Origin of the sequence: Archangium violaceum, assembly GCF_016887565.1 — a bacterium.
GTDB lineage: Bacteria > Myxococcota > Myxococcia > Myxococcales > Myxococcaceae > Archangium > Archangium violaceum_B.
Genome location: NZ_CP069396.1, coordinates 7,488,953 through 7,509,811, shown reverse-complemented (window position 1 = coordinate 7,509,811; position 20,859 = coordinate 7,488,953). Strand labels below are relative to the sequence as shown.

16 protein-coding genes and 2 pseudogenes are annotated in these 20,859 nt (G+C 70.2%); 12 read left to right on the top strand and 6 right to left on the bottom strand.

The window, feature by feature from the left end; all coding sequences use genetic code 11:
• Nucleotides 1-58 precede the first annotated feature (58 nt).
• From JRI60_RS29810 to JRI60_RS29780, 7 genes are all read left to right on the top strand, one after another.
• Nucleotides 59-2,296, top strand: coding sequence for an HTH domain-containing protein (locus JRI60_RS29810; RefSeq protein WP_204219271.1), 2,238 nt, complete (start codon nt 59-61; stop codon nt 2,294-2,296).
• A gap of 64 nt (nt 2,297-2,360) precedes the next feature.
• Nucleotides 2,361-3,281, top strand: coding sequence for a HEAT repeat domain-containing protein (locus JRI60_RS29805; protein ID WP_204219270.1), 921 nt, complete (start codon nt 2,361-2,363; stop codon nt 3,279-3,281).
• A 3-nt stretch (nt 3,282-3,284) separates the two neighbouring features.
• Entirely contained in the window at nt 3,285-3,884 is a 600-nt protein-coding gene (locus JRI60_RS29800; RefSeq protein WP_204219269.1) for a hypothetical protein, read from the top strand.
• A 17-nt stretch (nt 3,885-3,901) separates the two neighbouring features.
• Nucleotides 3,902-5,218, top strand: a complete 1,317-nt coding sequence (locus JRI60_RS29795; protein WP_204219268.1) for a homoserine dehydrogenase — start codon at nt 3,902-3,904, stop codon at nt 5,216-5,218.
• A gap of 114 nt (nt 5,219-5,332) precedes the next feature.
• Nucleotides 5,333-6,337, top strand: a complete 1,005-nt coding sequence (locus JRI60_RS29790; protein ID WP_204219267.1) for a biotin--[acetyl-CoA-carboxylase] ligase — start codon at nt 5,333-5,335, stop codon at nt 6,335-6,337.
• 15 nt (nt 6,338-6,352) lie between these two features.
• The gene (locus JRI60_RS29785) at nt 6,353-7,123 is read left to right on the top strand and encodes a type III pantothenate kinase (protein ID WP_204219266.1); all 771 of its coding nucleotides are present in this window, start codon (nt 6,353-6,355) and stop codon (nt 7,121-7,123) included.
• Nucleotides 7,120-8,265: a hypothetical protein gene (locus JRI60_RS29780; protein WP_204219265.1), complete on the top strand. Its 1,146-nt coding sequence runs from the start codon at nt 7,120-7,122 to the stop codon at nt 8,263-8,265. The genes JRI60_RS29785 and JRI60_RS29780 overlap by 4 nt, the downstream gene beginning before the upstream one ends.
• An 87-nt stretch (nt 8,266-8,352) precedes the next feature.
• Here the strand turns inward: JRI60_RS29780 and JRI60_RS29775 are convergent, their stop codons facing one another.
• From JRI60_RS29775 to ald, 4 genes are all read right to left on the bottom strand, one after another.
• On the bottom strand, nt 8,353-10,077 hold the full coding sequence (locus tag JRI60_RS29775; protein WP_204219264.1) for a response regulator: 1,725 nt from the start codon (nt 10,075-10,077) through the stop codon (nt 8,353-8,355).
• Between the two features lie 179 nt (nt 10,078-10,256).
• Nucleotides 10,257-11,084 (bottom strand): anti-sigma factor family protein, encoded by an 828-nt coding sequence (locus tag JRI60_RS29770; RefSeq protein WP_204219263.1) that lies wholly within the window; start codon nt 11,082-11,084, stop codon nt 10,257-10,259.
• A gap of 66 nt (nt 11,085-11,150) precedes the next feature.
• Entirely contained in the window at nt 11,151-11,810 is a 660-nt protein-coding gene (locus tag JRI60_RS29765) for a sigma-70 family RNA polymerase sigma factor (protein WP_204219262.1), read from the bottom strand.
• 203 nt (nt 11,811-12,013) lie between these two features.
• On the bottom strand, nt 12,014-13,144 hold the full coding sequence (ald, locus tag JRI60_RS29760; RefSeq protein ID WP_204219261.1) for an alanine dehydrogenase: 1,131 nt from the start codon (nt 13,142-13,144) through the stop codon (nt 12,014-12,016).
• A 161-nt stretch (nt 13,145-13,305) separates the two neighbouring features.
• Here ald and JRI60_RS29755 point away from each other — a divergent pair, with 161 nt between their 5' ends.
• Nucleotides 13,306-14,613, top strand: a complete 1,308-nt coding sequence (locus tag JRI60_RS29755) for a radical SAM protein (protein ID WP_204219260.1) — start codon at nt 13,306-13,308, stop codon at nt 14,611-14,613.
• A gap of 74 nt (nt 14,614-14,687) precedes the next feature.
• On the opposite strand, the pseudogene JRI60_RS29750 reads toward JRI60_RS29755, so the two are convergent.
• Nucleotides 14,688-15,179, bottom strand: a pseudogene (locus JRI60_RS29750) (response regulator); the annotation flags it as partial.
• Nucleotides 15,180-15,965: 786 nt separating this feature from the next.
• Nucleotides 15,966-16,196, bottom strand: a pseudogene (locus JRI60_RS55180) (response regulator); the annotation flags it as partial.
• A gap of 141 nt (nt 16,197-16,337) precedes the next feature.
• Here JRI60_RS55180 and JRI60_RS29740 point away from each other — a divergent pair.
• The 4 genes from JRI60_RS29740 to JRI60_RS29725 are packed head-to-tail and all read left to right on the top strand — an operon-like array spanning nt 16,338 to nt 20,841.
• Nucleotides 16,338-16,853 carry a chemotaxis protein CheW gene (locus JRI60_RS29740; RefSeq protein ID WP_204219259.1) on the top strand — a complete coding sequence of 172 codons (516 nt, stop codon included), beginning with the start codon at nt 16,338-16,340 and terminating at the stop codon, nt 16,851-16,853.
• Complete coding sequence (locus JRI60_RS29735) at nt 16,850-17,230, top strand: Frizzy aggregation protein FrzB (protein ID WP_204219258.1); 381 nt, start codon at nt 16,850-16,852, stop codon at nt 17,228-17,230. Before JRI60_RS29740 ends, JRI60_RS29735 begins: the two co-directional genes overlap by 4 nt.
• 5 nt (nt 17,231-17,235) lie before the next feature.
• Nucleotides 17,236-18,459, top strand: a complete 1,224-nt coding sequence (locus tag JRI60_RS29730) for a methyl-accepting chemotaxis protein (protein WP_204219257.1) — start codon at nt 17,236-17,238, stop codon at nt 18,457-18,459.
• Nucleotides 18,460-18,519: 60 nt separating this feature from the next.
• Complete coding sequence (locus tag JRI60_RS29725; protein ID WP_204219256.1) at nt 18,520-20,841, top strand: hybrid sensor histidine kinase/response regulator; 2,322 nt, start codon at nt 18,520-18,522, stop codon at nt 20,839-20,841.
• Nucleotides 20,842-20,859 lie beyond the last annotated feature (18 nt).

The window sequence follows — 20,859 nt, the reverse complement described above, 5'->3', positions numbered from 1 at the left end:
CCGCCGCCTATACGGACCTACATTTTTGTAACCGTTGGATTTTATTGGGGAATCGCCGATGACTTTTTATGAGGCCGCCCTCCGTGTTCTGGAGAGCGAAGGACGTCCCCTCACCTTCCTCGAGATCACCGAGAAGTCGATCGCCCAGAATCTGCTGTCCCACGTGGGTAAGACGCCCGAGCTGACGATGCTGTCGCGGCTCGCGGCGATGGCCCGCCGGACGCGCGATCGCAAGGTGGTGGTCACCGCCAAGGATACCTTCGCGCTCGCCGACTGGGCGTTGCCGGAGGATGCCGAGGCGTTGGCCCAGACGGGGGTGATGGAGGCGCATCCAGAGGACAGTCTGCCGCCCTTGCGGCCGACCGAGCGTCACCCGGAGCCGCGCACGGACAACGTCCGGGTGGCGGGCCGGGGCAGTGAGCGCAAGCAGCGCCGCCGGGAGGACGAGGAGGAGGGTCGGGGTGGTCGCCGCCGCCGCTTCCCGCCCATGCCGGAGGTGGTGTTCGAGATCCTCAGCGAGGGCGAGCAGGCGCTGCGCCCCGAGCAGCTCCTGGAGCAGATCAAGACCAAGGAGCTGGCCGCCGAGGACACCACGGTGGAGCTGCTGCTCACCGCGCTGCTGGAGGACAACCAGCGCCGCATCGACGCGGGCCGCCGGCCCCAGTTCGCCCTCACCCAGGGCGAGGTGACGCTGGAGCGCGCCGGTGCGCCGAGCGAGGCGCCGCCGCTGGAGCTGCAGGCCGCCTTCGCCGCCGCGCTGGGGATTCCGCTCGAGGACGGGCGCCCGGTGCTGCCGAGGACCGGTGCGGCCGCCGCCGCCACCCCCGAGGCCCAGGCCGATGCCGCGCTGCTGACGACGGCACGCACGGCGCTCAAGGACGCGCGCAAGGCCGTGGCTCGCGCGGTGCGCAAGCGCCTGGGCGAGCTGGACGTGGGCACCTTCGAGAAGTCCGTCGTGAAGATGATGCACGCGCTGGGCTTCCGCGAGCTGAAGGTGGCCAAGCGCTCCAAGGAGGGACCGCTGCTCACCGCCCGCAAGCGCGAGGGCAGCGTGGACCTGCGCTTCGCCATCCGCATGCTCAAGGGCACGCCCTCGTTGGATCGCAAGGCCGTGCAGGAACTGCGCAAGGACCTCGGCCACTACTCGGCCCAGGTGGGCCTGCTGGCGTGCGCCGGGGATGTGCGCGGCGACGCCCGCACCGAGGCCCAGGCGAGCGGCTCGCTGGTGATGCTGTGGTGCGGTGACGCGCTCGGCGAGAAGTTCCTCGAGGCCAAGGCCGCGGTGACCGTCACCACGGTGGAGCTGTACGACCTGGACGAGCGCTTCTTCGAGGTGGCGAAGCTGGAGGCCGACGAGGCCCAGAAGCGCCGCGAGGAGCGCCAGCGCGAGAAGCAGGCCCGCGAGGAGGACGAGGGAGGCGAGGAGACGGAGCCCCGTGCCGCCGCCGCGCCCGCCGAGGCCGACGAGGAGGGCCAGAAGCGTCGCGAGCAGCGCCGCGAGGAGCGTCAGCGCGAGCGGGAGGAGCGCCGCGAGGAGCGCCGCCGCGAGCGGCTGGCTCGTGAGCAGGCCCGTGCCGAGGGCGCGGAGAAGCCCGCGGCGCCCGCCGTCGCGCCCACCGAGGCCGCGGCCCCCACGGGCCTCTCCGAGGAGGAGCAGGGCGAGGAGGGTGAGGACGAGGAGGGCGAGGACGAGGATCTGGAGGCGGCGAACGCCTTCGTCGGTGGCCAGCCCGCCGAGGGGGGGGCCGCGGGCGAGAGCGCGGCCGCGGGTGAGCGCAAGCGCCGCCGCCGCCGCCGCCGGGGCCGTCGCGGCCGGGGTGGCCGTGGGCCCGAGGGCGCCGAGGCCGCTCCGGGGACGGGAACGCCGGGGGCACCGGGCGAGCCGGGGACGACCCCGGGAACGACGGGTGAGGCCGTCGTCGCCGCCGAGGGAGCCGCCGCCGCCGTGGGGGTGACCTCCGCCGAAGGGGCCCTCATCGCCGGAGCCGTCGCCGAGGCCTCTCCGGAGGCCGCCGCCACCGCCGCCGGAGCCGAGCCCTCCGTGTCCGACGTGTCCGAGGCCACGTCGACCCCGGGTGAGGGGATGAGGACCGCCGCCGAGTGGCAGACGCCCTTCCCGAGCGTCGAGAGCGCCGCTCCGGCCGAGGCCCAGCGCACCGCCGCGGAGGAGTACGCCCGGGCAGCCGCCGAGAAGGCGGAGTCCGTCGCCGAGGGGGCCCGCGCGCCCTCGGAGCCGGCGGCCTCCAACGAGCCTCCTCCCTCGGGGAGCGGCTCGCCAGAGGGCGGAACGACCTGACGTTCACGCGCTCCCTTCGAGTGAGGGGAGCGCGTGCGTGGGGAGTGGGTTAGGGTAGGCCGGTATGAAGCCCGGCCTGCTCATCGTCCTGGTGGCCCTGTCGCTCGGCGCCTGTCGTTCCCGGGAGCCACGCCTTCCGGTGGAGCACGTCACGCTCAAGGGCGCGACGGTGGTGGACAACGGCCTGCTCGCCTGGAGCGCGTCGGACATCCAGGAGCTCTTCACCGGCACGCTGCGTGACAGCCGCCGCTTCGAGCTCCTCGAGGAGGATGGGAAGGGCAAGCGCGTGAAGGGGGCATGGTCGTTCTCGCTCGAGCTGCCCTTCACGCGCGAGTCGCTCAAGGACGGCGGCACGTACACCTTCGCCGAGGTGGGGGCTTCGCTGTCGTTGGAGCGGCGCGGGCCGGAGTCCGTCCAGCGCTACCAGGTGGTGGGCATCGGCGAGGTGCGGGTGGAGGGCAAGGCGCCGGAGGCCCGGCGCAACGCCCTGCGCGAGGCGCTCCGGCGGGCCCTGGCCCAGGTGAGCGAGGCCGCCTCGCTGCAGATGGTGGCGGCGGACCGGGACGACGCGGCGCTCCTGAATGACCTGCAGTCCCAGGACGAGCGGGTGCGCGAGTTCGCCCTGCGCGTGCTCGCGGACCGGCGCAACCCCGCGGCGGCGCCGCTGCTCATCCGCCAGTTGCAGGAGGAGGATGCGCAGACGGTGCGCCAGGCCATCGGGGCGTTGGTGGAGATGAAGGCGCGCGCGGCCGTTCCCGCGCTCATCGAGCTGGTGAAGGATCGGGAGATCGGCTTCGTGCAGGAGGTGGTCTTCGCCATCGGGGAGATTGGTGGCGCGGAGGCGGAGGCGTACCTCTTCACCGTGGCCCAGGGTCACGACCAGCCGGACGTCCAGGCCGCCGCGCAGCAGGCGCTGGACACGCTCTACGCAGCACACAAGCTCGCCACTCCGGAGGCGCGCGGCACGGACCGCGCGGAACACTGACACATGAAGCTCTCGTCTGTCGTCGTACGGTTGGGGCTCGGGGCCGCGCTGCTGGGTGCGGGTGCGTGCGCGAGCCGGCAGCAGGTGGCCGAGTCCGAGGAGTCGCGTCCCTCCGAGTCTCTGTCCGCGTACTACCCGCTGGCGGTGGGCAACCGCTGGACGTACCGCATCAACGGCCGGGCGGACCGGACCGTGGACGTGGAGGTGCTCAAGGAAGAGGATGGGTACTTCCACGACAGCCAGGGTGGGCAGCTCGCCGTGGACGGCTTCGGCGTGCGCGATCACAAGCGCTACCTGCTGCGCGGGCCGCTCGCCGAGGGCACCCAGTGGACCAACGTGGTGTCCGTGTCCTCCACCGAGCGCTACCGCATCCTCCAGGCGGGAGTGCCCTGCGAGGCGCCGGCCGGCTCGTTCAACCACTGCGTGCGGGTGGAGGCGCGCAACCGGGTGGATGCGAACACCACCCTGGTGAACGCGTTCACCTTCGCGGAGGGCGTGGGGCTGGTGCGCGTGGAGGTGTCCGCCGAGAAGGCCAACGGTGAGCGCCTGCCGCAGACGTGGTTGGAGCTGGCATCCTATAAGCTGCGGGACTCGGGGAACTGAAAACAGGGGAGAGGGACATGAAGGAGATCGGCATCGCCCTGCTGGGGCTGGGCAACGTGGGACTGGGGACGTACCGGATCCTCGCCAACCACGCGAAGGACATCGAGCGGCGTCTGGGAGCGCGCGTCCGCGTGCGCCACGTGCTGGTGCGCAACCCGGGCAAGTCGCGGCCCGAGGACGTGCCCGCCTCGCTCATCACCCAGGACATCAAGACCGTCCTGAATGATCCCGAGGTGTCGGTGGTGGTGGAGCTGATGGGCGGGCTGAGCCCCTCGCGCGAGTACCTCGAGCAGGCCATCGCCTCGGGCCGCCACGTGGTGACGGCGAACAAGGCGCTGCTGTCCTCGCACGGCGAGGCGCTCTTCTCGCAGGCGCTGGCGCGCGGGGTGGACGTGCACTTCGAGGGCGCCGTCTGCGGCGGCATCCCCATCATCCGCACGCTGCGCGAGGCGCTCGCGTCGGACCGGGTGGAGTCGCTCACCGGCATCGTCAACGGCACCACCAACTTCATCCTCTCGGCCATGGCGGACGAAGGTGCCGCGTACGCCGACGCGCTCAAGCGCGCGCAGGAGCTCGGCTACGCGGAGGCGGACCCCACGTTCGACGTGAGCGGCATGGACGCGGCGCAGAAGCTGTGCCTGCTGGCCTCGCTGGCCTTCTCCGCGCGCGTGTCCCCCGACTCCATCCTCGTGGAGGGCATCACCAGCCTCACCCCCGTGGACATCTCCTACGGGCGCGAGGCGGGCTATGTCCTCAAGCTGCTCGCCCGGGCGCGCCGCGCTCCCGAGGGCATGGACGTGCGCGTGCACCCGGCCTTCATCCCCGCCGCCAGCCCCCTGGCGGATGTGCGCAGTGCCTTCAACGCGGTGCTGCTCCAGTCCGCGGCGCTGGGGGCCTCGCTCTACTCGGGCCGCGGCGCCGGGGACATGCCCACGGGCAGCGCGGTGGTGTCGGACATCATCGACACCTGCCGCAACCTCATGGCCGGCGTCTCCGGGCGCCTGCCGCTGCCGTGCGCGCCGCACGTGCAGGAGGCGCCCCTGCTGCCCTCCGGCGAGCGTCGCGGGCCCATGTACCTGCGCTTCTCCGTCAGCGACGAGCCCGGCGTGCTGGGGCGCATCGCCAGCGTGCTGGGTGAGAAGGGGGTGAGCATCAACTCGGTGCTCCAGCGCCCTCCGCGCCCCCAGGACACCCACGCCACCATCGTCGTCTTCACCCACGACACGCGCGAGGCGGATGTGCTCGCCGCGGTGCGGTGGATCGACTCGCTGAGCAGCACACGTGCTCCCACCCAGCTCATCCGCATCGAAGAGGGCCCCGGGGTGTTGCTGTAAGGCGGGTAGGAGGGTAGGCGAGCGTCCAGCCGAAGGCCCTCCGACAGGAGGGCCTGTTGAAAGCCGGGCCGCCCGTCCCTACCCTGGTGGCCCTTTTTCCGGGAGGGCCTTCGTATGGGAGTCGTGGAGAACGCCGAGCAGACGCAGGAGGAGCTCATCCTCGGCTTCCTCGCGGACGGGCGGGACGAGTACACCTCGGGAGAGGCGCTCTCCGCCAAGCTCGGGCTGTCGCGCACCGCCGTGTGGAAGCACGTGCAGGCGCTGCGCGGCAAGGGCTACCGCATCGATGCCGTGCCCGCGCGGGGCTATCGCCTGGTGGACGTGCCGGATCGGCTCACGCCGCTGGAGCTGTCGCCGCTGTTGTCCACCCACCACCTCGGGCAGAGCATCCACTTCCACGAGTCGCTGCCCTCCACCAACGAGGCCGCCTTCCGGCTGGCCGCGGACGGGGCGGAGCACGGCGAGGTGGTCGTCACCGAGCAGCAGACGGCGGGCAAGGGCCGCCGGGGCCGCGTCTGGGTGTCGCCCAAGGGACTGAACCTGTACTTCTCCGCCATCCTCCGGCCTGAGCTGCCACCCCAGCGCGCCCCCGAGCTCACCCTGGTGGCAGCCGTGGCCCTGGCCGAGGCGCTGCGCGAGACCGATGCCGAGGCCCTCATCAAGTGGCCCAACGACGTGCAGATCGGTGGCCGCAAGGTGGCGGGCATCCTCACCGAGCTGTCCGCGGAGCCGGAGCGGGTGCACTTCGTGGTGCTCGGCATCGGGGTGAACCTCAACGCGGGCCCAGAGGACTTCCCGCCCGAGGTGGCCACCACCGCCACCTCGCTCGCCCAGGCACTGGGCCGGCGCGTCAACCGCGCCCTCTTCACCGCCTCCCTCTGGGGCCGCCTGGAGGAGTGGTTGGACCTGCACCACGAGGTGGGCTTCGACCCGGTGCGCCAGCGTTGGAAGGAGCTGTCCTCCACGCTCCGCCAGGAGGTGCTGGTGCGTACCGACCGGTCGGAATTGCGCGGTGTGGCTGAAGACATCGACGCGTCGGGTGCACTCCTGGTGCGGACGGCGGAGGGCTCGCTGGAGCGTGTCCTCGCCGGGGATGTGGAGCAGCTTCGGCCCCGCTAGACTGCATGGCGAGCCATGCTTCTCGCCATCGACGTCGGCAACACCAACACGGTCCTCGGGGTGTACGAAGGCAAGCGCCTCCTGGACCATTGGCGCCTGGAGACGAGCGCCCGCCGCACCTCGGATGAGTACGGCATCCTGCTGCGCCAGCTCTTCCAGTCCAGTGGCATCGACCCGGACGGGGTGAAGGCGGTGGCGGTGTCCAGCGTGGTGCCGCCGCTGCAGTTCAACCTGGAGCGGATGAGCGAGCGCTACTTCAAGACGCGCCCCATGTTCGTCGGGCCCGGCGTGAAGACGGGCATGCCCATCCTCTATGACAACCCGCGCGAGGTGGGCGCCGACCGCATCGTCAACGCGGTGGCCGCCTACGACAAGCACCACCGCGGCCTCATCGTCGTGGACTTCGGCACCGCCACCACCCTCGACGCGGTGACGCCCAGGGGCGAGTACCTCGGCGGCGCCATCTGCCCCGGCATCAACATCTCCATGGAGGCGCTCTTCCAGAACGCCTCCAAGCTGCCCCGCGTGGAGCTCGCCCGGCCTCCGCACGTGGTGGGCCGCAACACCGTGCACTCCATCCAGTCCGGTCTCTTCTACGGCTACGTGGGCATGGTGGATGGCATCTGCACCCGCATGCAGGCGGAGCTCGGCTTCGAGGTGCGGGTGGTGGCCACGGGCGGTCTGGCACCCCTGGTGGCCAGCGAGTCCAAGCTCATTCACGAAGTCGACGAGTTCCTCACGCTCGAGGGCCTCCGCATCATCTACGGAAGGAATCACGCCGCATGAGCACCGTACCCCAGACCTCTCCCACGGCCGCTGGCGGCTGTCCCCTCACCGCCGACTTCCTTCCGCCCAACATGCGCAAGCATGTGGACCCCGCCGCGCCCGCGCCCCTGCGGATGATGGCCGCCAAGGCCCTGGTGCCGCTGGCGCCCGCGGACATGCTCGGCGCCCTGTTCATGCTCACGTTCGACCCGGACGCCGGCATCCGCGAGACCGCCGCCAAGACGGCCGCCGCCCTCCCGGATCGCTTCTCCGCCGGTCTGCGCGACGAGAACGTCCCCGCTCCCGTGCTCGGCTGGTTCCTCTCGCTGCTGCGCTCCCGGGACGCCCTGGCGGAGATGCTCGTCCTCAACTCCACCACGCCCGACGAGGCCGTGGCCGAGGTGTCTCGTGACTGCGGCCCGAAGCTCGCCGAGCTCATCGGGCAGAACCAGCTGCGCGTGCTGCGCCACGAGAACATCATCCGCAACCTCTGCACCAACCCCAACGCCAGCCCGGCGCTCATCGACAACGTCTGCGACTTCGCCGTGCGCAGCGGCATGGCGCTCGCCGACGTGCCTCAGATGCAGGCCGCCCGCGTCCGCATCCTCGGGCCCCAGGCCGTCGCCGCTCCGCCGGATCCCGGCCCCACCGCCGAGGAGATCCTCAAGGAGTTCGCCGAGGACGTGGCCCAGGAGAAGGAGGAGGCCGCCGCCCCCATGCCCGAGGCCAAGAAGCTCAGCCTCACCCAGCGCATCATGAAGATGAGCATCGCCCAGAAGATCAAGCTCGCGACCCTGGGCAACAAGGAAGCTCGCGGCCTGCTCATCCGCGACAGCAACAAGCTCGTCTGCACCGCCGTCATCCGCAGCCCCCGCATCACCGACGGCGAGGTCCTCAGCTGCGCCGGCAACAAGGCCATCAACGAAGAGGTCCTGCGCATCATCTACAACCACCGCGAGTGGACGAAGAACTACAAGATCAAGATCACCCTGCTGAAGAATCCCCGGCTGCCGCTGTCCGTGGGCATGAAGTTCCTCAACACCCTGCGCGACAATGACCTCAAGGAGCTCAGCCGGGACAAGAACGTCCCCTCGGGCCTCCAGGGCATGGCCAAGAAGATGCTGGCCAAGAAGGAAGAGCCCAAGAAGTCCGACGACAAGTAGGGTTCTGGGTTGGCACGGTGGGGGGCCGTAGACCCTCACCCCAGCCCTCTCCCAGGGGGAGAGGGGGCTTGACGCGGGTTCGACTCGTCAGGCCACCGCTTCCTCGTCGTCCTCGAGCGCCGGCTGCTCCTCCAGGAGCTGCGTGGCGATCGCCAACGCCTTCTTCGTCTTCTCGCGCAGCTTCTCGTCGGACTTGATGCGCGTGTAGAGCCGCGCCACCCGGTCCTCGTTGCGCGCCACCGACTCCTCCATCTCCGCGATGCGCTTGCGCAGCTCGTCCGCCTCCTGGCCCGACTGCTCCTTCACCGCGTCCAGCTCCGCCCTCAGGCTCTCCGCCTCGCTCCTCGACGCCGCCAGCTCCGCGTCCAGCTGATCCGCTCGCGCCCTCAGCTCCTCCACCTCGCCCGCCTGCGCCTGGTACTGCTCCACCTCCGCCTGCATCGCCGTCGCGCGCGCCGTGGCGCCTCGCGCCTCTTCCTTGGCCGCCGTCAGCTGCTGCTCCACCCGGCGCCGCTCCACCATCAGCTGGTCCGCCTTCGTCTTCAGCGTCTTCAGCTCCGCGTCCCGGCGGGCGATCTCGTCCGTGGCCCCGTTGGCCTGCTGCTCCAGCGCCAGCAGCCGATCCTGCTGCTCGACGATCTCCTGCTCCTTCTGGTTCAGCTCCGACTTCAGCCGCAGGATCTCCCGATCCTTGCGGTTGGAGGCCTCGCGCAGCGCCAGGGTGGCGGAGTCGTTCTTTCCAACGGAAGCCTTCGCCGTCTCCAGCTCCGTGGTCTTCGTCTCCAGCTCGGACTCCAGCTCCTGCACCCGCGACTCCGCGGTGCTGGCCTGGTTGCGCGAGTCCTCCAGGGCACTCTCCAGCTCGGCCACGCGGGCGCGCAGGTTTCGCAGCTCGGCCGCGTCCGCCGCCGACATGGCCGGGGCCGCGGGCGTGCTCGTGGCTAGCCGCGGCGTGGGCGTGGCGGGCGCGGTGATCGCGGGGCGGGTCGGCGTGGGGGCCACCACCGGCGCGGGAGCCGGAGTCGCCGTCGGCCGCGTCACGGCCGGGGTCGACAGGGAGGGGCGCGCCACCGGAGTCGGGGCCGGCGTCGGCGCCGGAGTGGGCGCCGGAGGCATGTAGCCCACCACCGTCCGGTCATTGTCCGCGCTGAGCTCGTCCAGCGCGTTGTCGGAATCACCGTCCAGGCTGTCCAGACCGGAGAAGTCGTCCTCGGGCGAGCTCAGCTCCGGCGGGGCCTCCACCGGCTCCTCGAGGCTGCCCGTCACGGGCGGATCCGAGTCCCCGAAGGGGTTGTCGTTGTCGAGCATCGCCAGCTCGTCGCCGTGGCTCTCCAGCGGCTCGCCCTCGATGGCGAGCTCCTCGCCCTGCACCGGCTCCTCGCCCAGCCCGTCCAGGCCGCCAAAGGCCAGCCCGTCGTCGACGACCTCACCCGGAGGCAGCTCGGGGAAGCCGATCAACGTGCCCACGCGCTCCACCAGCTCGTCGGGGTTCACCGGCTTGGCGACGTAGTCGTCCGCGTGCGCCTTGAGCTTGCGGTGCTGCGCGAAACCGTCCGGGTTGCCGATGATGACGATGGGGATCGTCTTGAGATCGTCGTCCTTCTTCAGCTTGCCGCAGATGAGGTAGCCATTCTGGCCCGCCGACAGATCCACCGCGAGCACCACCAGCTCCGGCCGGTCGCGGCGGATCTGCTCCACGCTGCCCTTGCCGTCGGTGGTCTCCTGCACCGCGAAGCCGCGGGCCTCCAGGGCCTCACGCAGGTTCGCGGAGAGGGCGGTGTCGCTTTCGACGATGAGGATGTTCTTGGACATGTAAGGGCTGCCAGACCGGAGAGGGCGTGCGCGTCCCGCGTCACTGCGGGGGACGGCGGCTCTGGAAAAGTCGCTCGGGGAGGCTATCGGTGCCTACCGGGACCGTCAATCTTCGGTCCAGTCGCATTTCCAGGCAGTCCGGTCTGCTGGGCGAGCAGGCGGCCCTCAGGCGGGCGCGCTCAGGGCTGCAGCGACACGGGCATGGCCGCCACGTCCGGCGACACCGGGCGCGAGGGCTTGCCACCTGTAGCACCCTGCTCGGCGAGCATGCGGCGGATGTCCGTCTCGTCGAGGTCCGTCACCAGCTCGTAGACGACCTCTCCCTCGCGCCACATGGCCACGTTGTAGCCGAGGCTCGAGCCCACCTGCACGGAGGGCAGGGGAGGGGCCTGCACCTCGCGGTGCGCGTCGTCGAAGACGAACAGGCCGATGCGTTTGGTCGGAGAGCCTTCCTTCTCCGTGTTGCGCTCGTAGCTGATATAGGCGGCGGGGCGATCCGTCACGTTGGAGATGCGCGCGCCCGACAGCTTCGCGTTGGGCAGTCGCGGCACCGAGACACGGTGATCCAGCTTCCCGTCGAACCACGCCTCCACGTTCTCGTGCGAGGCGCCGGCGATCTCCGCCGGCAGCTTCTTGGCGTGCCGCCGCGCGGCGTCCTCCATGAAGCGGTGCTCCCGCTCGGGCCGCAGCGCCATCCACGCGCCGCCAGCCGTCATCATCACCAGGGCGGCGGCGCTCGCGCGCAACCACAAGGTCTGCTGCACCTGGCGCTGTTCCTGGCGGATGCCGCCGTGGATGCGGGCGCGCAGGGCGTCCGGGGCCCGGGGCGTCTCCATGGCCTGCCGCGCGGCGCGGCGCAGCGACTGCAGCATCCGCGCCTCTTCATTCACTCGCCGCGCGCACTCGGCACATCCGGTGAGGTGCGCTTCCACTTCCAGCCGCTCGTCGGGTTGAAACTCACCGTCGAGGTACGGGTAGAGGATTGAATCGAGTTCCTGGCAGGTCATGAGCGCTCAGGGTGGGCGGGGGTCGTGGACCCGTGAAGAAATATTACCGGGCCCAACAACCTCGACCTACCCCACCTTCTTCCTGCGACGATAATCATCGAGGCTCGTGGGCGTCGAATTGGCGGCCGCGCCCTGGGCCTCGCCACTTTCCTGACGCAGCACGCCACTGCCCTCGGCGTACTCGCGCAGCGTCTTCTGCAGCAGCTTGCGTCCGCGGAACAGCCGGCTCATCACCGTGCCCACGGGGCACTCGAGGATCTCCGCGATCTCCTTGTAGGAGAACTCCTGAAGGTCCGCGAGGATGACCACCAGCCGGAAGTCGATGGGCAGCGCGTCGATGGCGCGCAGCACGTCATCCGACAGGAGGCGATCGAAGAAGTATTGCTCGGGGTTGGCCGCGAAGTCCGTCGCGTCCCGGCTCACGAAGCGCTCGTGCACCGCCTCGCGCTCCACGCCCTCCACCACGCTGCGCTCCTTCACCTTGCGCCGGTAGCGGTTGATGAAGGTGTTGGTGAGGATCTTGAAGAGCCAGGCCTTGATGTTGGTTCCGCGCTCGAACTTGTCGAAGAACCGGTAGGCCCTCATGCAGGTGTCCTGCACCAGGTCCTCGGCGTCCCGCTCGTTCTTCGTCAGCCTCAGGGCCGCGGAGTACAGGGGGTCGAGGTGGGCCAGGGCCAGTTCCTCGAATTCCGCTTTCGTCCGGTTGTTCTGCCTGAAGTCCAGCATGCTCCCGCCTTCCAGAGGCCCGAAATTACAGGCGATTGAGTCGTTACCTACCCGGCAATGTATGCACGGGAACAGACTGGGCAACAACACAAAGCCCGCCGGCGCCGTTTGCACGGCTGCCCCGGCGGGTGGGAGACATCTGGCGGAGGGAATTATTCCTGGATTTTGAGGGGAAGCCCCCCGCCAGGGTGTCGGAGCGTTGACTACCGGGCCTTCGCGCCGAGGGCGTCGGTGATGGACACGTAGTTGTAGCCGAGGTCCTTGGCGACGGCCTCGTAGGTGACGTGGCCGTTGTAGGTGTTGAGGCCGCGGGCCAGCGCCTTGTCGGACTTGATGGCCTCGACGAGGCCCAGATCGGCGATCTTCCGGGCGTAGGGCCGGGTGGTGTTGGTGAGGGCGAAGGTGGACGTCTGGGGCACCGCGCCGGGCATGTTGGCCACGCAGTAGTGCACCACGCCGTGCTTCACGAAGGTGGGGTTGTCGTGGGTGGTGGGCACGCACGTCTCGATGCAGCCGCCCTGATCCACCGCCACGTCCACCACCACGGAGCCGGGGCTCATCTCGGCGATGAGGGCCTCGGAGACGAGCTTGGGCGCCTTGCCGCCGGGGATGAGCACGCCGCCGATGACGAGGTCCGCCTCGCGCACGCTCTTGGCGATGCTCTCGGTGTCCGAGGCCAGCGTGGCCACGCGGCCGAGGAACACGTCATCCAGGTAGGTGAGGCGCTCGAGGTTGATGTCGAGCAGGGTGACCTCGGCGCCCATGCCCACGGCGACCTTCGCCGCGCAGGTGCCGACCACGCCACCGCCGATGACGGCCACGCGGCCGCGACGCACGCCGGGCACGCCGCCCAGGAGGATGCCCTTGCCGCCGTGGGCCTTCTCCAGACACGCGGCGCCGACCTGGATGGCCATCTTGCCGGCCACCTCGGACATCGGCTTGAGCAGCGGCAGCGAGCCGTCGTCCAGCTGGATCGTCTCGTAGGCCACGGCCGCGGCCTTCTTCTTCACCAGCGTGCGCGTGAGCTCGGGGTCCACGCCGGCCAGGTGGAAGTACGTGTAGATGATCTGCCCTTCCTGGATGCGCTCGTACTCGGGCGCGATGGGCTCCTTCACCTTGACGATCATCTCCGCGCGCTTCCACACCTCGTCCGCCGTCTGGACGATCTGCGCACCGACGCGCTGGTACTCCGAGTCGGGGATGCCGGAGCCGACGCCGGCGTTCGTCTCGACCAGAACCGTGTGGCCCGCGCTGGTGAGAGCACGGACGCCCGCCGGAACCATGCCGACACGGTACTCGCGGGTCTTGATCTCTTTAGGAACACCGACAATCACTTGAGATGCCTCCGAGTTGTCCGCAATAAGGGACGCAAAAGCGGGCGGACCCTAGGCAGGGGCCTCTGGTGAGGTCAAGACGCGCTCAGGCAAGGAGCCGTACGGCTCGTGAATGCGCGCCGCGTCGAAAGGCCCGCTCGCCAGTGATAGTTAACGAGGTCATGACTTTGGCACCGAAGCTCTTGTTCGCGGACCCCAAGGGGCGGGTGATGGAGCACCCCTATCTGTTGGCTACCCTACGTAGTGGGGAAGAGCTCGTTCCCCCGCAGGACAAGCCCATCCCCCTGCCGTCCGCTGGCCGGCTCGTCCACCTGCCGGGCCGTCTGCCCGTGGGCATCCACCCCGAGACGGGTGAGCTGGAGCTGGTGCGCGAGATGAAGATGAACGGGAAGACCTTCGTGCCCAGCGCGGTGGGCGCGCTGCTGCCGCCGGGCTACACCCGCACCTTCCTTCCTGGAGAGGTGAAGGCGGACGGTCCGGTGCTTCCCCAGTGGGCCTATACCGCCGCGGCCTGGGGCGAGGACGGCCCCGTGGCCTGGGCCATCCACACCGACAAGCGCTCGCATTGGGAGCCGGAGAAGTACTCCACTCCCGAGCTGAAGAAGATCGTGGACGCGCACCTGGCGCGCTTCCCCGACAACCGCGTCCTCAAGCAGCTCACCACGTGCGCGCTGCTGTACCGGTGCTTCACCTCGCAGAACATCTTCTACGTGCGCGACGAGGGCGCCATCCCCGCCTCGGTGATGTGCAACGCGCGCTGCGTGGGGTGCATCTCGGATCAGCCGGCGGACGGGCCTCCCGCCTCGCACGAGCGCATGAACGACGGGCCCTCCGGCGAGGAGATGGGGAAGATCGGCCTGTACCACCTGGAGAACGCGCCGGGGCGCACCATGGTCAGCTTCGGCCAGGGCTGCGAGGGCGAGCCACTCACCCGGTGGAAGTTCATCGCCGAGGCCATCCGCTACATGCGCGAGCGCACCTCGCGTGGCTCCATCAACATCAACACCAACGCGAGCCTCACCAAGGGACTCGAGGCGCTCTTCGACGCGGGGCTGGACGCCATCCGCGTGTCGCTCAACTCGGCGACGAAGGACCTCTACGAGGCCTACTACAAGCCGGTGAAGTACGGCTGGGAGGACGTGGAGGCGTCCATCGCCCTGGCGCGCGAGCGCGGCGCGTACCTCGCGCTCAACCTGCTGCTCTTCCCGGGCGTCACGGACCGCGAGGGCGAGGTGAATGCGCTGGAGCGGCTGGTGAAGAAGTACAAGGTGGATCAGGTGCAGACGCGCTCGCTGTGCATCGATCCCATCCAGTACCTGGAGGTGGCGCGCGATCGGGGCGCGGGCGGAGAGCCCGTCGGCATCCGCGAGCTGCTGCGCCGGCTCAAGGCGGCCCGGCCCGGACTGGTCATCGGAAACTTCGCGCGCGGACTCGACGAGCGTCAGAACGCGGCGGGAAGCCGGGGCTGAGCCGCCTTCGAGTCTCGACTCCCAGGTGTAGTCGACTACACCTGGGCCCTCCCAGCCCAGCGGAGAGGGCAGGGCTACTCGTTGCCCGTGACGGAGGGGTTGAGCTCCTTCGCCACCAGGTTGCCCAGCACGGCGTCCTTCGGCACGTAGCCGTCGGCGCCGGCCTCGCGGCAGATGCGCTGCAGCTCCTCCACGTTCTCACCGGAGCACAGCAGCACCTTGATGCCCTTGAAGAGGCTGTTGCTCTTGATGAACCGGCAGAACTGCTCGCCGTTCACGTTGGGCATGCGCACGTCCAGCAGGACCAGGTCCGGACGCGTCTGCTTCTTCAGGATGATCTTCGTCGCCTTGTCGGCGGAGTCGGCGATGTGCACCTCGAAGCCCTTGGTCACCAGGTCCGCTTCGATGATGCGCGCCGTCATCTCGCTGTCGTCGACGATGAGGATGCGGGGCTTGCGTCCGGCGGCCGCCGCCATCTTCGCCGCCGAGGGGAAGCCCCCCGTCGCGGCGGGAGCGGGGGCGGCCGGCGCAGGAGTGGCCGCCGCTGCTGGCGCCTGCGCGGCAGCCTGAGGCGTCGGAGTGGTCGATGGAGCCGGGCTCCGCGCGGCGGAAGGAGCCGGGTGCGCGGCTGGAGCCGTGGGATGTGCCGCCGGAGTCACGGGCCTCGTCGGAGTCTGCGCCGCTGGAGGAGCGGCCTGCGGCGTGCCCGCTGCGGCAGGAGCGCGAGGCGCGGTCGGATGAGCAGCGGCGGGCGTCTGCGCCACCGGACGGGGCTGGCCCACCTGTCCGGCGACGGGTGCACGAGGAGCCGCCGCCGTCGGGTGCGCGCCGGGCACTGGGGCCGCGTGAGTCCCCGCGGCGGGAGCCTGCGCCACCGGACGGGGCTGGCCCACCTGGCCGGCGACGGGCGCACGAGGAGCCGCCGCCGTCGGGTGCGCGCCGGGCACTGGGGCCGCGTGAGTCCCCGCGGCGGGAGCCTGCGCCACCGGACGGGGCTGGCCCACCTGGCCGGCGACGGGCGCGCGAGGGCCGGGAATCGCCTGACCTTGTGTTGGGGAGGCGACACGCGGCGCGGGAGCGCCAAGCGCCTGAGGCGTTCCAGGAGCGGCGGGCCGTTGAGCTACCGGGGAGCCGGGCGCGCGGGTCGCGGGCGCCACCGCTGGCGGGCGGGGAGCCCCGGCGGTGGCCGCTGGCCGGGCAGCCGGGTTCACGGGAGCCGCGACGGGACGTGCGGCGTTGGCCGCACTCGCCGTGGGAGCGCCGAGGATCCGCATGATGCCGGCGATCACCGCTTCCAGGCCGCCACCCTTGAGGATGTAGCCATCCGCGCCCGAGTTGCGGGTCTTGGCGGCCAGCTCCTCCTCGGAGATGTCCGAGTAGAGCACGAGCTTGGAGGTGACCCGCTTCTGCGTGCGGAGGTACTCGACGACGTCGTCGCCGAACATCTCCGGCATGTTCACGTCCATGAGGATGAGCGCGAACGGTCCCTCGGTGAGCTTCTGGTCGAGGCTCGCCAGGTCCGTCGCCCCGGTGGCCTGGTAGCCAGCCGAGGCCAGAGCCCGGACCGTGAGTTCCACCAGCATCGGGCTATCATCGATGACCAGTACGCGAGACATCTGCCTCCTCAGGAATACAGCAGTCACCCTACACCGTTGAGACGGCCCGGACCATGTGATTCGGTCCACCCTTGACCCTCTTCGCTAGCGTCCGGATACTTTGGCGCCTTGACCACCACTCCCCTCCAGCGTGCGCTCCGGAAGGCGCCCGACCGCGCCATCGCCGGCCAGGCCCGGCCGGAGCAGGAATTCTTCTGCTTCCGCGCGGGCGAACTCCGTCTCGGTGTTCCCAGCGAGAATGTCCTCGAGGTCATTCGCACCGGGCTCCTGACCCCCCTTCCCCGGACACCCTCCTTCCTCCTGGGTGTTACCGGCCATCGCGGCGAGGTACTCCCCGTGATGGATCTGCTGCGCTTCCTTGGCAAGGGGGAGTCCCGCGTCGGACCCAGGACCCGGCTCTTCATCGGCACCAGCGGCAACTACCGCGTGGGTGTGGTGGCGGACGCGGTGCTCGGCCTGCGCCGGGTCCCCTTGGCCGACATCCTTCCTCCTCCCCTGGGAGGGGATGCGGCCGCCGAGCACCTGCTCGGTGTGGCCGATGGCACCACGCCCCAGGACGCGGTGGCCTTCCTCAACTTCGCCAAGTTGCTGCAGAGCGCCCGGCAGCGCGCGGTGGTGCGATGATCGGGTACGACGATCCGTCGCCCGAGCTCAACGAGGTCGACGTCCTCTTCTTCGAGGTCGGCGACATCGTCTACGGGACCGACGCCTCGCAGGTGCTGCGCATCGACCGCTCCCATCCGGACGACCTGGTGCTCGAGGGGCTCGGTCCCCTCAAGCGTGGCAATCGCGCGCTCGTCTTCGACACTCCCGAGGGGGAGGGCCACCTGAAGGTGGACACCATCCGGGGTGTGCGCCCCGTCCCCATCGTGTCCCTGCGGCGACTGCCCTCCGTGGCCTTCGCCGCTTCCTATACGGTGGGCGTGTTCCTCGACGAGGAGGACCGCCCCGTGATGCTCATCGATCTTGTTGAAACCTTGAATGCTCAAGGAAGGCACTGACGGCAATGTCCCCTGTTGACACGAAGAACGAAGTGGTCGCGACGGAGGGCGCCGGCCCTCGTAGCAAGAAGGCCGGCTCCCTCAAGCCCCTCACCGACACCGTGATCGCGGTGCTGGCGGGCAACCTCGACGCGCGCGTTGCCAAGAATGCCGTGGAGGAGGATGCCGCCGACCTGGCCAACCTCTTCAACCAGCTCCTCGAGCGTTTCGCCTCCTCCGAGCGCCGCAAGCAGGTGGCCGCCCAGGAGATCGATCAGGCCATCGACGCCCTCATCACCCTGGTGCGCGAGGGTGACCTGGCCCAGTGGAACACCTCCACTGAAGACGCCCAGCTCGGGCCCCTCCTCGAGGGCTTCGGCAAGGTGATCGAGACGCTGCGCACCTTCGTGCGGGAGATCAACGAGGCGGCCCTGCGCCTGTCCTCGTCCGCCAACCAGGTGCTCGCCGCCTCCACGCAGCACGAGACGAGCTCCACCGAGCAGGCCGCGGCCATCCACGAGACCACGGCCACGATGGAAGAGCTCAAGCACGCCTCGGCGCAGATCGCCGAGAACGCCGGCAGCGTGGCGCGCGTGGCCGAGGAGACCCTGGGTGCCGCTCGCGCGGGCCGGGGCGCCATCGGCGAGTTCATCCAGGCCATGCAGCAGATCCGCAGCGACGGCGTCGCGGTGGCCGACTCCATCACCAAGCTGTCCAAGCGCGTGGAGCGTATCGGCACGGTGGTCGAGGTGATCGACGAGATCGCCGACCGCTCGGACCTGCTCGCGCTCAACGCCGCCCTCGAGGGCAGCCGCGCCGGTGAGGCGGGCAAGGGCTTCTCCATCGTGGCGGCCGAGATGCGGCGCCTGGCGGAGAACGTCATGGAGTCCACCAAGGAGATCAAGAACCTGATCACCGAGATCCGCGAGGCCACGGCCGCCGCGGGTACCGCCGCCGAGGCTTCCAAGGAGGCTACGGAGTCGGGTGAGAAGCTGGGCGCGGTGGCGGCGCAGGCCGTCGAGGGCATCCTCGCCGGCGTGCAGGAGACGAGTGACGCGGCTCGCGTCATCAACCTCGCCACCCAGCAGCAGCGCACCGCCACCGAGCAGGTGGTGGCCTCCATGGCGGAGATCGAGGACGTGACGCGCCAGACCACCCAGGCTTCCAAGCAGGCCACGGGTGCCGCCGCCGAGCTCACGCAGCTCGCCGGACGGCTGGCTGAGCTCATCAAGCGCTTCAAGGCCGACTGACAAAGGGGCGGAGGGGCCAAGGCGGGGCGGATCTCCGCTCCGTCCTGAGGCTCTCCTGTCATGGACACCGAGTCCCTCAAGAGATCCCTCCTGTCGAAGTTCCAGGAGGTCAGCGCCGACCGTCTCCAGAAGATCCAGCTGGGCGTCCTCGATCTCGAGAAGCCCACCGCGGATCAGGCGGCGGACGAGGTCGCGCGCGAGCTGCACACGATGAAGGGCGAGGCCCGCATGCTGGGTCTGGCCGCCATCGGCCAGCTCGCGCACGCGGCCGAGGACGTGTTGCGCGCGGAGCGCGACGGGCGGGCCGCCACCGAGGTGGCGACGGACCTCCTGCTGCGCGCCTGCGACACCATCTCCGACCTCCTCGACGACTCCGAGGGTGCCCAGTCGGGCACCCCGGCCTCGCAGGAGATGGTCGAGGCGCTCTCCGCCGCCTCCGGCCACCCGATTCCACCCATTGGTGGCGTCAAGTCGGCCTCGCAGACCGCCGTGGCCGTGGTGCGTCCTCCAGAGCCCGTGGTGCACGAGGTCGTGGAGGTGGTGGAGGCGGCTCCCGATCTTTCGGAGCCTATCTACGCGCCTCCTCCGGCCCCGCCGCCCGCGCCGGCCGCTCCTCCCTCCGCGCCCCCTCGCGGCAACAAGCCCGAGCACGCGCACGAGGAGGGACACACCACCAAGGCGCTCGCCGATCGCAGCATCCGGGTGAACGTCGAGGTGCTCGACTCGCTCGGCCTGCTCGCCGGTGACCTCCTGGTGGAGAGCGCGCGCGGTCGTCTGCGCGCCTCCGAGGTCGAGGCCCTGCTCCAGCGCTTCTCGCGCCTGGGCGATCGCTTCCTGCGCCTGGCCGAGCAGGTCCACGTCCCCAACGTGCTGCGCAACGATCTCGAGCGCATCGAGAGCGACCTGCACATGCTGCGCGACGACGCGTTCCGCTTCGTGCGCCGCAACGGGGACGGCATCGAGACGCTTCATGGCAACCTGGCCATGATGGCGGACCACGTGGCCGAGGCGCGCCTCGTGCCGCTGTCCACCGTGTTCGATGCCTTCCCGCGCGCCGTGCGCGACATCGCGCGCGCCCAGGCCAAGGAGGTGGATCTCGTCATCGAGAACGCCGACCTCGGCGTGGATCGCTCGATGCTCGGCGACGTGCGCGACGCCCTGGTGCACCTGCTGCGCAATGGCGTGGACCACGGCCTGGAGTCGCCCGACGAGCGCCGCATGCTCGGCAAGCCCGCCGCGGGCCGGTTGAGCATCCGCGTGCGTGCCGACGGCGACATGCTCAGCATCGAGGTGGCCGACGATGGCCGCGGCATGGACCCGCAGAAGCTGCGGGAGGTGGCCGTGCGCAAGCGCCTGCTCAGCGAGCAGCAGGCCGCCGCTCTCTCCGAGCGCGAGGCCATCGAGCTCGTGTTCCGCGCCGGCTTCTCCACCCGCGAGGAGGTCACCGACATCTCCGGCCGCGGCGTGGGCATGGACGTCGTGAAGAAGAAGGTGGAGTCGCTGGGTGGCTCGGTGGGCATCGTCAGCCGCCAGGGCCGTGGCTCCTCCATCACCCTGCGCCTGCCGCAGTCGCTGGCGTTGATGAAGGTGCTGCTGGTGCGCCTGGGCGATGACGTCTACGGCATGCCCGCCGCCGACGTGGTGGCGGTGATGCGCGTGAAGCCGGAGGACCGGATGGAGGTCTTCGGCACCCTGGCGGTGAAGCACCGGGGCAAGCCCACCGCGCTGGTGGGCCTGGGGCCGCTGCTGGGCGTCAACGGAGGCAACCGCTTCGACAAGCCGCCCGCCGTGGTGGTGCGTCACGGTGACGACTTCGCCGCGCTGGTGGTGGACGGCTTCGTGGACGAGCGCGAGGTGGCGGTGAAGCCCTGCGGTGGCGAGTTCCTCAAGGGAGCCTCGTTCATCGCCGGCACCGCCGCGCTGGAGGACGGCCGCATCGCCGTGCTCCTGCACGTGCCGGACATCATGACGGAGGTGCGCCGCATGGCGCGGCCCGTCACCCAGTCCCAGTCCGCCAAGCGCCTGCGGGTGCTGCTGGTGGATGACTCGCCCATCGCGCGGGCCACCGAGTCCGCGCTCGTCAAGGCGCTCGGCCACAGCGTGGACGAGGCCCAGGACGGCGAGGAGGGCTACCTCCGGGCACAGTCCCAGGCGTACGATCTCATCCTCACGGACGTGCAGATGCCTCGGCTGGACGGCTTCTCGTTCACGCGGCGGCTCAAGACCACCGCGGGACTGGCCCGCATCCCGGTCATCATCCTCTCCTCGCTCGCGTCGCCGGAGGACAGACGGCGCGGCGCCGAGGCGGGCGCGGATGCGTACCTGGTCAAGGGCGAGCTGGGCGTGGAGAGTCTTGCGCAGACCATCGATCGTCTGACCTGAAGGACAGGGAGGGGGCTG